The organism is Variovorax sp. HW608 (genome assembly GCF_900090195.1).
Taxonomy (GTDB): Bacteria; Pseudomonadota; Gammaproteobacteria; order Burkholderiales; family Burkholderiaceae_C; genus Variovorax.
The window spans coordinates 6236167-6251065 of record NZ_LT607803.1 but is presented as its reverse complement, the minus strand read 5'-3'; the positions used below and the strand labels follow the sequence as shown (position 1 = coordinate 6251065).

Sequence of the window (14899 nt, the reverse complement as noted above, 5' to 3'; positions counted from 1 at the left end):
ATGCCGTTTCGTATCGCGACTTTTCTCCTGGCTTCGCTCGTGGGCGGCGGCGTTGCTGCATTCGTCGCCTGGCGCCACATCTGGCTCGGTGCATGGGTGGGTGCGCTGGCGTGGCTCGCGCTCGACACATGGCGCGCACACCGGCTCCTGAATGTGCTGCGCAACGATGCCGTCGGGCTGCCTTCGCGTGGCCCGGGGCTCTGGGTCGAACTGGCTGAGCGCATCCGCAAGCTGCTGCGCGATCGCGAAAAGCTCGCGCAGCAGGCCGAGGAGCGGCTGCAGGAGTTCCTCGCAGCGATCCAGGCCTCGCCCAACGGCGTGGTGCTGCTCGACGAGCAGGGCCGCATCGAATGGTGCAACCAGACGGCGGGGGAGCAACTCGGCATCGACACCGAGCGCGACCTGCTGCAGCACCTTTCGAACCTGGTGCGCGACCCGGCCTTTGTCGCTTACCTGGCTTCGTGGAACTACAGCCGCGATGTAGTGATCGATGCGCCCTCGAAGGCGATGCACCGCAACCAGCCCTGCCGTTTGTCGGTTCAGGTGCACCCCTATTCGGGCAACCGCCGCATGCTGCTTACACGCGATGTCACGGCCCTCGAGCAGGCCGAGGCCATGCGGCGCGATTTCGTGGCCAACGTCTCGCACGAGATCCGCACGCCGCTGACCGTACTGGCCGGGTTCGTCGAGACCTTGCAGAACCTGCCGCTGGATGCCGAGGAGCGCGCCCGCTACCTCAACCTGATGAGCCAGCAGTCGCACCGCATGGAAACGCTGGTCAACGACCTGCTGACCCTGTCGCGCCTCGAAGGCAGCAGCGCACCGCCGCCCAACCGGTGGATCCGCGTGCGCGCCTTGCTGGCCCAGTGCGAGGACGAGGCGCGCGGGTTGTCGAGCCGCCTGTCGCAGCAGGGCCATCGCCTGTCGTTCAGCATGGAGGCGGACTCCGAGATCGCAGGCGTGCCCACCGAACTGCAAAGCGCCATGTCGAATCTCGTGAGCAATGCCGTGCGCTACACGCCGCCGGGCGGCGAAGTCACCGTGGTCTGGCGCGTGCTGCCTGACGGCCGCGGTGAGTTCTCGGTGCGCGATACCGGTCCCGGGATCGCCGCCGAGCACATCCCGCGGCTCACGGAGCGCTTCTACCGCATCGACCGCAGCCGTTCGCGCGAAACCGGCGGCACCGGCCTCGGCCTCGCGATCGTCAAGCACATCGCGCAGCGGCACGGCGCCGAATTGCGCATCGAGAGCAAGGTGGGCGAGGGCTCGCGCTTCACGCTGGTGTTTCCGGTCACGCGGCTGCGCAAGACTCCTGCTGCGGTCACCGCCGTCGCCTGACGGTCCACGCGAGCAGCACCAGAAAGAGCACGGCCGTGATGAAGAGCGCGACCGCGCTCATGAGCCAGAACGCGAGCGGTGACTGCATCGCCGCCCAGGGCCCGATCCCGCGATAGGCCAGCAGATAGCTGCCCCCCAGGCCGACGCCCCACAGCAGCGTGCAGTAGAGGATCAACGGCATCACCGTCACCTGATAGCAGCGCAGCACGAAGACGCACAGCGTCTGCAGCGCGTCGGCAAGGTGATAGGAGGAGGTTGCCAGCAGCAGCGTCGCGCCCAGCGCGATGACCGCAGGATTGGCCGAATAGATGCCGGCCAGCTGCCAGCGCAGGAGCGCCATCGCCGATGCAACGAGCAGCGCGAAGAGTACGGTCAGCTGGAAGCCCTTGCGCCCCGCCTGCCGCGCGAGCAACGGATCGCCCGCGCCGAGCCAGAAGCTCACCCGCGCGCTCGTGGCGATGGCGAGCGACAGCGGCACCATGTAGGCGACCGCCGTCAGGTTTGCAGCGATCTGGTGCGCCGCCGAGGCCGTTGTCCCGAGGCGGGCGATGAACAGCGCCATCAGCGTGAACGAGGTCACTTCCACCAGCACGGCGAGCCCGGCGGGAATGCCCAGCCTCCCGAACCGGCGCAGCTGGGCCCAGTCCGGCGGCTCGATCCGCTGCCAGAAGCGGTACTCGCGGTACGAAGGCTCGGCGCGCAGCAGCCAGAGTGCCGCACCGAGCATCGCGTAGTTCACCACCAGCGTGGCCCAGCCGCATCCGACGAGGCCCATCGCCGGCAGGCCCGCACCGCCGAAGGCGAACCAGATCGACAGCGGCAGCTTGATGCCCAGCGACGCCAGCTGCAGCCAGGTCACGAGCTGCGGCTTGCCGAGGCCCTGGTTGAGCGTGCTGAAAAGGCGAAAGGAGAGGGCCGGCGCCAGCGCGAAGGCCAGCACGCCGAGATAGGCCTCGACGTCGCCGCGCATGCTTTGGGGCACCTCGGTCCAGCGCAGCATCGGCGCGGGGAACAGCAGGATCGCCATGCCGATCGCGATCGCGGCGCCGCAGACATAGAGGGATTGCCGGACCGAGCGCCCGACCTCGGATGCGCGCCGTGCGCCGTGGAGCTCGGCCCAGATCGGCAGCAGCGCCTGCAGCGCCCCCATCAGCGAGACATAGACACTGATGAAGATCGCGGAGCCCACCGACAGTGCCGCCAGCGCGCCTTCGGCATAGCGGCCCGCGACGATCGTGTCGGTGACGCCGAAAGCCATGACCGCCATCTGCCCGACGAAGACCGTCGCGGCGTGGCGTCCGATGACGCCCCGTTCGCTAGCCACCGATGGGCGTCAGTCGCTGGTACAGCAGCAGGTCGTCCGCGGCGCTGGTCGGACGGCGCAGGGTGCCGACGAGGCGCCAGCTTTCGAGATTCACGATCTCGTGGAGCTTCGCGATCGCGTCGGGGTTGACCAGCAGCCAGGGGCAGGGCGGACCGCCGATCAGCGGCTGGACGTTGAAATTGCCGTGATAGCGCAGCGCCGCGATGTGCGGCCGGCCGAGCGCAAGCTCGGAAATGCAGCCCGGCTGGCCGACACGCTCGGCGATCGCGTTGACCTGCGGCACATAGCTGCGGGCAAAGTCGAGCACCGGCAGCCACAGGGTCATGACCAGCATCCAGCAGAGGGCGGCGCCGCCGGCGGGCAGGACGAGGGTCTTCCACAGCGCCGCGCGATGGCGGCCGGTACGCCAGCGCACGAGCCAGGCCCAGGCCAGCGTCGCCGTCAGCGCGAAGATGAAGGGCGCGAAGGAAAAGTGCGGGACGAACCCGGGGGCCAGCTTGGCGACGTTGGCGGCGGGCTTGGCCGGCACGCCGGTCTGCATCGCGACCCAGATCACCCAGATGATGATCGCCGAGCCGCTGAAGAACAGGAGCGTGAACCAGTCGATCAGCGCGGCCACGCTGCGCCGGAATGTCGGCAGCGCGAAGGCGGCGAGGGTCGCGAAGGCCGGCAGGCCGAGCAGCAGCGACCGTTCGGAGAAGTTGGTGGTCCAGGTCGCCAGCAGGGGCACGGCCGCGAACCAGAGGGGCAGGGCGACATGGCGTGCGGTCAACTGCCGGCGCCAGCGCCAGAGCGTCCAGATGGCGAGGGGCCAGGTCGGCCAGGTGAACCAGAGCAGGAGCCTGGCCTGGTTGCGCACTTCGGGCAGCAGGCGCTGGGACGTCGGCAGATCGATCCGCCACTCGAAGAGGCCGAGTGCGGCCGCCAGCGCCACCGCAAGCAGCGTGATGCCGAACACCGCCGCGATCGAGGCCGTCGTGTAGGTGGGTTCGGACGCGGGCACTTCCTCGGCCGGCAGCCGCTTGCGTTCGACCAGCAGGATCACGCCGCAGCCGATACCGAGCGTCAGGCCCACCGTCGGGCCGCCGCTGAGCGCCAGCCCGAAGGCGCCCACGATCAGCGCGGCGACCGGGCCGATGCGCCGGTACGGCAGCGCCGCGACACCGAAGAACAGGTTCGAGGCGAAGAACAGTTGCGCGAGGGCGGGCGTGGTTTCGTGCCCCAGTTGGGCCAGTCCGAGCGATGCGATCAGCGCGAGGAGCGCGCCGTCGGCGATGGCGCGCGCATAGTCGGTCGGCCGCGCCTCGCCGCCGAAAGCGAACGCCACCGGCTGGGCCCGGTACGTGCGTGCCAGGTAGTAGACGGCATACCACGTGGCGGTGAAGGCGCCCGCCAGAAGCAGCGCGAAGGCGATGCGCACCGCCAGGTCGGGATTGATCCACGAGGGGGCGATCTTGATCGCCCAGGCCCCGATCCAGTAGGGAAGCAGGGCCGGCGTCTCGGGCCGCAGCCCGAGCAGCACCGGGTCGAACCAGGCGGCAATGCCGTCCCTGCTCTGGGCCAGTTCGGCCATGTAGCCGAACGCAGTGATGTCCGCGCTCTTCCAGGGGCCGCGGCCGAGCAGGCCGGGCATCAGGTACGCCGCGCACAGGAGCAGCAGTGCAATGCGCGGCAGCCGGCGCACTGCGCTCTGGGCAACGATGGCGGGCGTCGGGTGATTCACCTCGAAAGGAGAGCGTGCTCGTTGGGAAAGAAAAAGGGCAGCGCGGTAAACCGGGCTGCCCTCGACACGAAAAGCGCCTTCCTTACTTGGAAGCCGTCTTGCCGAAGCGGTTGCGGAATTTCTCGACGCGGCCGCCCATGTTATCGACCGACTTCTGCGTCCCGGTATAGAAGGGGTGCGATTCGCTCGAGGTATCGAGCTTGAAGAGAGGCAGTTCACGACCATCGTCGGTCTTGCCGGTTTCCTTGGTGTTGACGCACGAACGGGTCACGAACTTGAAGCCGTTCGACAGGTCGACGAACAGAACTTCGCGGTAGTTCGGGTGAATGCCTTCTTTCATGATGATTCCTTTGGTCGATGCGAGAGCCACAACCACGCGGCACAACGCCGCGGTGCACTTTTCGCGAAGCCCGCAATTATCGCATACTGGACCTTTTATGCGCCAGAGGCCCCAGCCATGTCCCAAACCACCCTGCGTGCCGGCCTGGTCGGCTATGGATTCGCCGGTCAGACCTTCCACGCCCCGGTGCTCTCGGCCGTGCCCGGATTGGAGCTCGGCGCCGTGGCGAGCTCGCAGCCGCACAAGGTGCATGCGGACTGGCCCGGGGTGGATGTGGTCCCGGACGTGGACGCGCTGTTGCGCCGAACCGACATCGATCTGATCGTCGTCGCGGCGCCCAACGCCCAGCACCACCCGGTCGCCAAGGCGGCGCTTGCGGCCGGCAAGCATGTGGTGGTGGACAAGCCGTTCACCCTCGATGCGGGGCAGGCGCGCGAACTGGCGGCGCTGGCCGAGCGGCAGGGGCGGGTGCTTTCCGTCTACCAGAACCGCCGCTTCGATTCGGATTTCCTGACCTTGCGAGACGTCCTGGCCAGCGGTGAGCTGGGGCGCCCGGTGTATTTCGAATCGCATTTCGACCGCTTTCGGCCCGAAGTGCGGGCCCGCTGGCGCGAGCAGCCCGTGCCGGGCGCCGGTCTCTGGGTCGACCTCGGTTCGCATCTCGTCGACCAGGCGGTCCAGCTGTTCGGCCGCCCCGATGCACTTCAGCTCGACAGCGCGGTCCTGCGCGATGGGGCGCTCGTCGAGGACTACTTTCATGCCGTGCTGCGCTACGAGAGCGGTCCGCACGCGCCGCTCAGGGTCGTGCTGCACGCGACCACGCTGGCTGCATACGCGGCGCCGCGGTACATCTTGCATGGCACCACGGGCAGTTACGTCAAGCGCGGCGTCGATCCCCAGGAAGACGCCTTGCGCGCCGGTGGGCGTCCTTCGGATGCCGCATGGGGCGCGGATCCGATCGACGGCGAACTCACGCTGTGCGCGGCCGACGGCCGCATGCAGACGCGCAAGCTGCCCACGAAGGCGGGCAACTATGTCGCCTACTACACCGCGCTGCGCGATGCGATTCTGGGGCAGGGCCCGAATCCGGTGCTGCCGGAACAGGCGGTCGAGCTCATGGAACTGCTCGACCTCGGCCGACAAAGCGCCGCCGAAGGGCGGGCCCTGGCGGCGCGCTGATCAGCCGCCGCGACGCATCATGTCGAAGAACTCGACATTGGTCTTGGTGGCCTTCATGTTCTTGAGCATGAGCTCCATCGCCTCGATCTCGTCCATGTTGTACATGAGCTGACGCAGGATCCGGGTCTTCTGCAGGATCTCGGGCGGCAACAGCAGTTCTTCGCGACGGGTGCCGCTGCGGTTGAGCTGGATCGACGGGAACACGCGCTTCTCGTAGAGGCGGCGGTCGAGGTGGATTTCGGAATTGCCGGTGCCCTTGAACTCTTCGAAGATCACTTCGTCCATGCGGCTGCCGGTGTCGATGAGGGCGGTGCCGATGATCGTCAGCGAGCCGCCTTCTTCCACATTGCGCGCCGCGCCGAGGAAGCGCTTGGGACGCTGCAGGGCGTTGGAATCCACGCCGCCCGTCAGCACCTTGCCGGACGAGGGCACGACGTTGTTGTAGGCACGGGCGAGGCGGGTGATCGAGTCGAGCAGGATCACCACGTCCTTCTTGAGTTCGACCAGGCGCTTGGCGCGCTCGATCACCATTTCGGCGACGTGCACGTGGCGTGCTGCGGGCTCGTCGAAGGTCGAGGCAATGACCTCGCCCTTCACGGTGCGCTGCATCTCGGTCACTTCCTCGGGCCGCTCGTCCACCAGCAGCACCATCATGTGCACCTCGGGGTAGTTGGCGCTGATCGCGTGCGCGATGTGCTGCATCATGACCGTCTTGCCGCTCTTGGGCGGGGCCACCAGCAACGCGCGCTGGCCTTTGCCGATCGGGGCGATGATGTCGATGATCCGGCCGGTGATGTTCTCGTCGCCCTTGAAGTTGTCGCGTTCGAGGCGCATCAACTGCTTGGGGAACAGCGGGGTCAGGTTCTCGAACATGACCTTGTGCTTGTTCGCCTCCGGCGGACCGTCGTTGACCTTGTCGAGCTTGGTCAGCGCGAAATAGCGCTCGCCGTCCTTGGGCGTGCGCACTTCGCCTTCGATCATGTCGCCGGTGTGCAGGTTGAAGCGGCGCACCTGGCTCGGCGAGATGTAGATGTCGTCCGTGCTCGCGGTGAAGCTGGTGTCGGGGCTGCGCAGGAACCCGAAGCCGTCGGGCAGGATCTCGAGCACGCCGTCGGCAAACACCTGTTCGCCGGCCTTCGCACGCTTCTTGATGATCGCGAACATCAGTTCCTGCTTGCGCATGCGACCGACGTTTTCGATCTCCAGGGCCTCGGCCTGCTTGAGGACTTCGGAGACGTGAAGTGCCTTGAGTTCGTTTAAGTGCATGGAACGACCCCTTGCGGGGATAGCTGTCAAAACTTGGGGGGGAGGTTTGATGTGAAGCGAGAGATGCCTCACAACCCGGGGAACTCGAACCGGGCCCCGGAAAGGGCCGGTGAACTGCGGGTAATTATGACAGGAAAAAAGCCGCCAACGCATTGCGCGCTGGCGGCCGGGAGACTCTTTTCAGGCGAGCTGCTGGTCGATGAAGGCGGTCAGTTGCGCCTTGCTCATCGCACCGACCTTGGTCGCGGCGAGCTGGCCGTCCTTGAACAGCATCAGGGTAGGGATGCCGCGGATGCCGAACTTGGCGGGGATGTCGCGGTTCTCGTCGACGTTCATCTTGGCGATCTGCAGCTTGCCTTCGTAGGTGCTGGAGACCTCGTCGAGGATCGGCGCGATCATCTTGCAGGGACCGCACCATTCGGCCCAGTAATCCACGAGCACGGGCTTGCCGGACTTGAGCACGTCGGCTTCGAAAGAAGAGTCGGAGATGTGTTTGATGAGTTCGCTGGCCATGGATGTGTCCTTCTGCGCTGAGAGTTTCGGTGCAGCTAAAGTGCGGGTCATTGTGACAGAAACCAAGTTCCGGCGTGACCGGCGCGGAAGCTATGGCTGCGATAGCCAAAGCACGCCTTCGACATCCCATGCATCCTTCTGAGCAGCACCCTGCGCACGCGCTCTGGTGCGACCCCGGCCGCGGCATCGTCGGCCGCATCGCGCGCCTCGTGGCCGAGCGCGGCCTGCATCCTGCCCGCACGGTGGTTCTGGTGCCGTATGCGCAACTCATGCAGGCTGCGCGCGCCATGTGGGCGACTCACGGTGCGCCGGGTTTCGCGCCGCGCTTCGAGACCACGCGCAACTGGGCGCGCAGCATCGGCGGCTTCGTGCCGGACGCGGACGACATCGCCTTCGACATGGCGCGCGATCTCCTCACCGCACAGTCGCTGCTGGGGCGGGCCGGGTTCGGCGCGTCGCGCAATGCGCTTGCAGGGCGCCTGGTCGAGATCGCATTGCAGTTGGCGCCCCTGGCCGCGGCCGAGTTGCCGGACGAACGCATGGCATGGATGCAGCGCGTGCGCGAGTCGATCGAGGCCGGGCGCGGCTCGGAGTGGTTCGACGTCGAAAGCGCGCTGAACGGCGTGGCGCTCGCCTGGGCTGGCAGTTCGGGCTACGCGACCGATGTCCTGTTCGCCACCGGTGCCCTGGCGCAGGTGGATCAATTGATCGTGCTCGACGGCCTGCAGCCCGATCCGCTCATCCGCAAGCTCGCCGAGCGATTCGGCGAACGTTGCCTGCGCCTGCCGCTCGCGACGACGAACCAGCCGTCACAGGTTGCCCTTCATGCGGCCGGCGATCCCGAGGACGAGGCGGAACGGGCTGCCGCCTGCGTGCTGCGCCACCTGGCGCAAGGCCGGGCGCCGGTCGCCCTGGTGGCCACCGACCGGGCCCTCACGCGACGCATCAGCGCGCATCTCGCCCTGCACGGCGTCGCGCCGCACGACGAGACCGGCTGGAAGCTGTCGACCACACGCGCGGCGGCCGGATTGATGAGCGCGCTGCGCGCCTCGGTCCACGACGCCGGCAGCGACCAGGTGCTGGACTGGCTCAAGCATGCCGACGCCTTCGATCGCGGCGCAGTGCTCTCGCTCGAGTCGCGCCTGCGCGACCGCGCCATGCGCGACTGGCGCGGCTGGTGCTCGTTCGTCGCGGCCAGCGCCAAGCCGCAGGACCTGGCGCTCGCGACGCTGACGGAAACCGTCGAGGCGCTGCGTGCCACGCTGTCGCGCCCGCGTCCTCTCGGCGAGTGGCTCGCCGACACGCGCGCGCTGCTCGACGCCAGTGGCCAATGGCTCGGCCTGATGGGCGATGTCGCCGGTGCGGAGGCGATCTCTGCGCTGCATCTGGATGCCGAGTCCGGGGAGATCCGCGGCCCGCGCTGCACGCTGGTCGAGTTCACGGCGTGGGTGCGCGATGTGCTCGAAGCGGCGAGCTTCGTGCTGGTGCCCGCCGAATCGGAGCCGCTTCAGGTCGTGATCCTGCCGCTCCATCATCTGCTCGGTCGCCCCTTCGCCGCCGTGGTGGTGCCGGGCTGCGACGATCAGCGTCTGCCGGCGTCACCCGAGCCGCCCGGCGACTGGAGCGCTTCGCAGCGCGAAGCACTGGCACTGCCCTCGCGCGAGGCTTTGGAGGCCGCGCAGCGGGCCGGCTGGGCCGTTGCGACGGGCGCGCCGCATTGCGACGTGCTCTGGCGCCAGTTCGATGCGAGCGGCGAGCCGGTGCGGCCGAGTCCTCTCGTGCAGATGCTTCATCTCGACGGCGCGGCCGAAGACGCGGCCGATCCACGCCAGCCCGTGCAAGTGGCGACGCAGCCGACGCCGCATCCGCGCCCGCACGGCGATGCGCTGGTGCCGGCCACGCTCTCGTCGACCGCGTACGAAGACCTGCGCCGCTGCCCCTACCGGTTCTTCGCGCTGCGCCAGCTCGGCCTGCGCAGCAGCGACGAACTCGACGCCGAGCTCGACAAGCGCGACTTCGGCAACTGGCTGCATGCGGTGCTCGGCCACTTTCATGAGGCGCTGAAGAACGACCCGACTCCCGAACTGCAGGCGCGGCGAAGCATGATGGCGGCCGCCGAAGAACAGGCGACGCGCGAATTCGGTCTTTCCGAAGCCGAGTTCCTGCCGTTCGCCGCCGCCTGGCCCGCGACGCGGGACGGATACCTCGCCTGGCTCGCGGGCCATGAGGCCGGCGAGGGCGCGGTGTTCGTGGAATCCGAACCCTGGAAGGAAGTGCCGCTGGCGCGCATCAGGCTGGTCGGCCGGCTGGATCGCGTCGATGCGACGCCCGACGGCCGGGCCTTCGTGATCGACTACAAGACCGAGTCCGCCGACAAGACCCGCGACCGCGTGAAGGACCCCTGCGAGGACACGCAACTCGCGTTCTACGCCGCCCTTTTCCCGGACGACACGCTGCGCGCCGCCTACGTCAACGTCGGCGAGAAGTCGTCCGGCACGCGCACCTTCGAGCAGGAGGACATCGTGCAGGCCCGGGACGCGCTGGTGAACGGCGTGATCGATGACCTCGATCGCATCGCCGAGGGCGCTGCGCTGCCGGCGCTCGGCGAGGGGCAGGTCTGCGAGCACTGCGCCGCGCGCGGCCTCTGCCGCAAGGACTTCTGGGAGGGGCAGCCATGATTGCTGCCGCCTACGAACACAACAGCGCGCATGTTTCGCGCGAGCGTTTCTACGAGATCGCGTGCGATCCGCGCCGCTCGGTCGCCGTGGAAGCGTGTGCCGGCGCGGGCAAGACCTGGATGCTGGTCTCGCGCATTCTTCGCGCCCTGCTCGTGGACGGCGATGCCGCCTGTGCGCCGCACGAGATTCTCGCGATCACCTTCACCAAGAAGGCGGCCGGCGAAATGCGTGAGCGGCTGGACCAATGGCTGGAGAAATTTGCCGGCCAGCCGATCGAGGAACTGGTGCCCGAGCTGCGGATGCGCGGCATGGCGCCCGAAGCGGCACAGGCCGCCGCGCCGCGGCTGAAGGGCCTCTATCGCGAGCTTCTGGGACACGGCCGGCCGGTGCAGTTCCGCACCTTTCACGCGTGGTTCGCGGGCCTCTTGCGCAGCGCGCCGGTCGCGGTGCTCGAGCGATTGCGGCTGCCCGCCAACTACCAGTTGCTCGAAGACGATGCGAAGGCGCGAGTACGTGTCTGGCGCCCGTTCTACGCAGCGGTGACGGCGGACGCGCAGGCCTCCGAGGACTACCGCGCGCTGGTCGCCAGGCATGGCCGATCGCAGGTGGCCAAGGCGCTCGACGAAGCGCTCACGCGCCGCGTCGAGTTCGCGCTCGCCGACGCGCACCAAGCCGTCGACGGCGCCGTCACGCCGATGCAGGGGATGGATCCCGCCTTCGCGGGTGCCGAGTCGCCGGACGACGTGCTGCTGCACGACCCCGCCTGGCGCGGCGCGCTGCTGGCGGCTGCGCGCGCGCTGGGCCGCGCGAGCGCGTCGACCTTCTCGCGCCGCGGCGTCGAGCTCGAGCAGGCCGTGACCGACGGCGATGCCGAGGCGGTGCTCGATGCGCTGCTCACCCAAAAGGGCGAGCCGCGCAAGTTCGGCGAAAAGCTCGCCGGCATCGAGGATGTGCGCGCGGCACAGCAGCGCGTGCTGCAGTACTGCGCGGCGCGCGCCCAGCACGAAGCGTGGCTCTACCAGCAACGCATGGCCCGCCTGACGCGGCTGCTCGTCAGCTGCTTCGCCGAGGTGAAGGTGTCCAACGGCTGGGTCGACATGAACGATGTCGAACAGGCGGCGCACCTGTTGCTCGGCAATGCGGAGCTCTGGGGCTGGGTGCAGGAGCGGCTCGACGCCGGCGTGCGGCACCTGCTCATCGACGAGTTCCAGGACACGAACCCCTTGCAATGGCAGGCGCTCAACGGCTGGCTCGGCAGCTATGCCGGCGCGGGTGCGCGGCGGCCGGGCGTGTTCATCGTCGGCGACCCTAAGCAGAGCATCTACCGCTTCCGCCGCGCCGAGCCGCAGGTCTTCATCGCCGCCAAGGAATTCGTGCAGCAGGGGCTCGGTGGCGACCTGCTCAACTGCGACCACACGCATCGCAACGCGCAGGCCGTGATCGGCCTCGTGAACGCCGCGATGGACGAGGCGCAGCAGGCGGGCGAGTTCAGCGGCTTTCGCGATCACACAACCGAATCCGGCAGCGCGGGGCGCATCCTCAAGCTGCCGCTGATCGGGCGCGACGCGATCGCTTCGGCTTCGCCGGACGAGGCGGCGGACATCGCGCCTGCGTGGCGCGACAGCCTGACGACGCCGCGCCTGCTGCCCGAAGAGAAGCTGCTGCAGAAGGAATGCCAGCAGGCCGCCCGATGGATCGCGGCGCGCATCGCCGAGGGCCTCGCACCGAGCCAGATCATGGTGCTCGCGCGGCGCCGCAGCCGCCTCGCGGTGATGCAGGACGAGCTGCGCAGGCTCCATGTCGCGGTCCAGCAGCCGGAAAAGAACGAGCTGCACGACGCACCGGAAGTGCAGGACATGGTCGCGCTCATCGATGCGCTGGTGTCGCCGGACCACGACCTGTCGCTCGCGCGTGCGCTGAAGTCGCCGCTGTGGGGCCTCCCCGACGACGCGCTGGTGCAGATCGCACTCCGGCAGCGCGATACCCGCACGAGCTGGTTCGATCTGCTGCAAGCGCCGGGTTGGCCGGCGCCGCTGGCCGGCATCGGTCCACGGTTGCGCGAATGGCAGCAATGGCTGCACGACCTGCCGCCGCACGATGCGCTCGCCGCGATCTATCACGACGCCGACGTGCTTTCGGCCTTCGCCGCTCCCGCGCCGGCGGCGATGCGGGCCTCCGTTCTCGCCAACCTCCGAGGGCTTCTGGCCGCATCGCTCGAACTCGACGGCGCGCGTTTCGCGACACCCTACGGCTTCGTGCGCGCGCTGCGCGCCGGCGGTGTGCGCGCGCCTTCGCTGTCGGTGGCGGAGGCGGTGCAGCTGCTCACGGTCCACGGCGCCAAGGGCTTGGAGGCCAAGGTGGTGCTGCTGCTCGACACCGACGCTTCGGCGCAACGGGCGCAGACCATGGGCGTGCTCGTGAAGTGGCCCGGCCATGCGCCCGCGCCCGAGCGCTTCGTGTTCATCGCGAGCGAAAAGAATCCCCCGGCCTGCGCGACGGACGACCTCGCGCAGGAACAGTCGGCAAGGCATCGCGAGGAAATCAACGCGCTCTACGTGGCGACCACGCGCGCGCGCGAGGAACTGGTCGTTTCCGCCGTCGCCGCCGCGCGGGCCAATGGCCAGAGCTGGTGGGCGCGGCTCGAACCGCGCTGCGATGCCATCGAGGACGTGGCGGCGGCTGTTGCCGCATCGTCCGTGCCGGCACCGCCGTCGTTCGAGATGCTCGGCCTTCCCGATCTGGCGACGGAGGCGGTCGCGAGGCCGTCCGGCCCCGCGCTTCGTCGCACCGACACGCGCGCTTCGGCGCTCGGCCAGGCGATGCATCGCCTGCTCGAATGGACGCAGCCGGGCGCACCGCTGGCGACGGAGCATCTGCGCGCCGCCGCGCGCGAATTCGCGCTCGATCTGCAGGCCACGCGCGCGGCGGCCGCGATGGCGCAGCGCATTCGCGTCGGCGCGGGCGCCTGGGCGTGGGACATCGAATCGCTGGACTGGCACGGCAACGAGGTCACGCTGGTCCACCAGGGACAGGTCCTGCGCATCGACCGGCTGGTGCGCCATCGCGAGAGCGGCGCGTGGTGGGTGCTCGACTACAAGTCGGCCGCCCGCCCCGAACGCGACGCGGCGCTGATCGCACAACTGAACCGCTACCGCGATGCGGTGCGGGAAGCCTATCCCGGCGAAACCGTGCGCGCGGCATTCCTGACCGGGCAGGGCGAACTGGTCACACTCGAATGAACAAAGACAAGTCAGTCGCCATCGTCGGCGGCGGTCCCGCGGGATTGATGGCGGCCGAGGTCCTGAGCCGGCAGGGCGCCCAGGTCCATCTCTACGACGCCATGCCGTCGGTGGGACGCAAGTTCCTGCTTGCGGGGCGCGGCGGGCTCAACCTCACGCATTCCGAGCCCTTCGACCGCTTCGCCCTGCGTTTTGGCGAGCGACGTGCGCAGGTGGAGCCGCTGCTGCGCCGGTTCGGCCCCGACGCGCTCTGCGAATGGGCCCACGGGCTCGGGATCGAAACCTTCGTCGGGACATCGGGCCGGGTCTTTCCGAAGGACATGAAAGCCGCGCCGCTGCTGCGTGCCTGGCTGCACCGGCTGCGGCAGGCCGGGGTGCAGTTCCACATGCGTCATCGTTGGACCGGATGGGCCGATGATCCGGCGCCGGCGACCACCTTGCGTTTCAGGGCGCCGGGCGGCGATATCGCCGCGTCGCACGATGCGGTCGTGCTCGCGCTCGGCGGCGCGAGCTGGGCGCGGCTCGGCTCCGATGGCGCATGGGCGCCGTGGCTGGCGGCGCGCGGCATCGATGTCGCGCCGCTGGTCCCGGCAAACTGCGGTTTCGATCTCGGGTGGACGCCTTACTTCGCCGAGCGCTTCGCCGGCATGCCCTTCAAGTCGGTGGCGATCTCGTTCACCGACACGCGGGGGCGCCGATTTGCACGCAAGGGCGAATTCGTCGCGACCGCGACGGGCATCGAAGGAAGCCTGGTCTACGCCGCGTCCGACTTGCTGCGCGACGAGATCGCGGCGCATGGCAGCGCCACCTTGGCGCTCGACCTCTTGCCCGACCGCACGCCGGAGCAGGTGCGCGCCGCGGTGCTGCATCCGCGCGGTTCGCGATCGGTTGCGAGCCATCTGAAAAGCCGGCTGGGCCTCGATGGCATCAAGACGGCCGTGCTGCACGAAGTGCTCGCGAAAGACGAGATGCATTCGCCCGAAAGGCTCGCCGAAACGATCAAGGCGGTCCCGCTTCGGCTGGTCGCGCCGAGGCCGATCGACGAAGCCATCAGCACCGCCGGCGGTGTGCGCTTCGAGGCGCTCGACGGCAACCTGCAGAGCCTGGCATTGCCGGGCGTCTTCGTGGCCGGCGAGATGCTCGATTGGGAAGCGCCGACGGGCGGCTATCTGCTGACGGCCTGCATGGCCAGCGGCGTCGTCGCGGCCGAGGGCGCGCTTCGTACCCCACATAGCGTGAACAGGCCCTTCTATGAGGACTGAATTGTCAAGGGGTTTCACATCCAGATATCGACAGTGG

The 14899-nt window shown here is 68.7% G+C and carries 10 protein-coding genes; 5 read left to right on the top strand and 5 right to left on the bottom strand.

Features of this window, described 5'->3' with window-relative positions; translation table 11 throughout:
* The gene (gene phoR / locus VAR608DRAFT_RS29535) at positions 1-1338 is read left to right on the top strand and encodes a phosphate regulon sensor histidine kinase PhoR (protein WP_157731151.1); all 1338 of its coding nucleotides are present in this window, start codon (positions 1-3) and stop codon (positions 1336-1338) included.
* Here phoR and VAR608DRAFT_RS29530 read toward each other — a convergent pair.
* The 3 genes from VAR608DRAFT_RS29530 to VAR608DRAFT_RS29520 form a co-directional block, all read right to left on the bottom strand.
* Positions 1322-2662, bottom strand: coding sequence for an MATE family efflux transporter (locus tag VAR608DRAFT_RS29530; RefSeq protein WP_088957312.1), 1341 nt, complete (start codon positions 2660-2662; stop codon positions 1322-1324). The two genes, phoR and VAR608DRAFT_RS29530, sit on opposite strands and share 17 nt — an antisense overlap.
* Positions 2655-4385 (bottom strand): hypothetical protein, encoded by a 1731-nt coding sequence (locus VAR608DRAFT_RS29525; protein ID WP_088957311.1) that lies wholly within the window; start codon positions 4383-4385, stop codon positions 2655-2657. Before VAR608DRAFT_RS29525 ends, VAR608DRAFT_RS29530 begins: the two co-directional genes overlap by 8 nt.
* 82 nt (positions 4386-4467) lie before the next feature.
* Complete coding sequence (locus VAR608DRAFT_RS29520) at positions 4468-4725, bottom strand: type B 50S ribosomal protein L31 (protein WP_088957310.1); 258 nt, start codon at positions 4723-4725, stop codon at positions 4468-4470.
* A gap of 117 nt (positions 4726-4842) precedes the next feature.
* On the opposite strand from VAR608DRAFT_RS29520, the gene VAR608DRAFT_RS29515 reads away from it, so the two are divergent.
* Positions 4843-5904, top strand: a complete 1062-nt coding sequence (locus tag VAR608DRAFT_RS29515; protein ID WP_088957309.1) for an oxidoreductase — start codon at positions 4843-4845, stop codon at positions 5902-5904.
* Here VAR608DRAFT_RS29515 and rho read toward each other — a convergent pair whose 3' ends face one another.
* On the bottom strand, positions 5905-7170 hold the full coding sequence (gene rho, locus VAR608DRAFT_RS29510; protein WP_088957308.1) for a transcription termination factor Rho: 1266 nt from the start codon (positions 7168-7170) through the stop codon (positions 5905-5907).
* A 180-nt stretch (positions 7171-7350) separates the two neighbouring features.
* Positions 7351-7683, bottom strand: a complete 333-nt coding sequence (gene trxA, locus VAR608DRAFT_RS29505; RefSeq protein ID WP_088957307.1) for a thioredoxin TrxA — start codon at positions 7681-7683, stop codon at positions 7351-7353.
* A gap of 128 nt (positions 7684-7811) precedes the next feature.
* On the opposite strand from trxA, the gene VAR608DRAFT_RS29500 reads away from it, so the two are divergent.
* From VAR608DRAFT_RS29500 to VAR608DRAFT_RS29490, 3 genes are read left to right on the top strand one after another with little or no spacing between them, the layout of a single operon-like run.
* Complete coding sequence (locus VAR608DRAFT_RS29500; RefSeq protein ID WP_088957306.1) at positions 7812-10361, top strand: PD-(D/E)XK nuclease family protein; 2550 nt, start codon at positions 7812-7814, stop codon at positions 10359-10361.
* Complete coding sequence (locus tag VAR608DRAFT_RS29495) at positions 10358-13600, top strand: UvrD-helicase domain-containing protein (protein WP_088957305.1); 3243 nt, start codon at positions 10358-10360, stop codon at positions 13598-13600. The genes VAR608DRAFT_RS29500 and VAR608DRAFT_RS29495 overlap by 4 nt, the downstream gene beginning before the upstream one ends.
* Positions 13597-14862, top strand: a complete 1266-nt coding sequence (locus VAR608DRAFT_RS29490) for a TIGR03862 family flavoprotein (RefSeq protein ID WP_088957304.1) — start codon at positions 13597-13599, stop codon at positions 14860-14862. The genes VAR608DRAFT_RS29495 and VAR608DRAFT_RS29490 overlap by 4 nt, the downstream gene beginning before the upstream one ends.
* Positions 14863-14899: the final 37 nt, after the last annotated feature.

Bases quoted from the DNA above. Each gene is read 5' to 3' on its own strand.
- trxA (WP_088957307.1), bottom strand. From the start codon at position 7,683: ATGGCCAGCGAACTCATCAAACACATCTCCGACTCTTCTTTCGAAGCC.
- rho (WP_088957308.1), bottom strand. From the start codon at position 7,170: ATGCACTTAAACGAACTCAAGGCACTTCACGTCTCCGAAGTCCTCAAG.
- VAR608DRAFT_RS29500 (WP_088957306.1), top strand. From the start codon at position 7,812: ATGCATCCTTCTGAGCAGCACCCTGCGCACGCGCTCTGGTGCGACCCC.
- VAR608DRAFT_RS29495 (WP_088957305.1), top strand. From the start codon at position 10,358: ATGATTGCTGCCGCCTACGAACACAACAGCGCGCATGTTTCGCGCGAG.
- VAR608DRAFT_RS29520 (WP_088957310.1), bottom strand. From the start codon at position 4,725: ATGAAAGAAGGCATTCACCCGAACTACCGCGAAGTTCTGTTCGTCGAC.
- VAR608DRAFT_RS29515 (WP_088957309.1), top strand. From the start codon at position 4,843: ATGTCCCAAACCACCCTGCGTGCCGGCCTGGTCGGCTATGGATTCGCC.
- VAR608DRAFT_RS29490 (WP_088957304.1), top strand. From the start codon at position 13,597: ATGAACAAAGACAAGTCAGTCGCCATCGTCGGCGGCGGTCCCGCGGGA.
- phoR (WP_157731151.1), top strand. From the start codon at position 1: ATGCCGTTTCGTATCGCGACTTTTCTCCTGGCTTCGCTCGTGGGCGGC.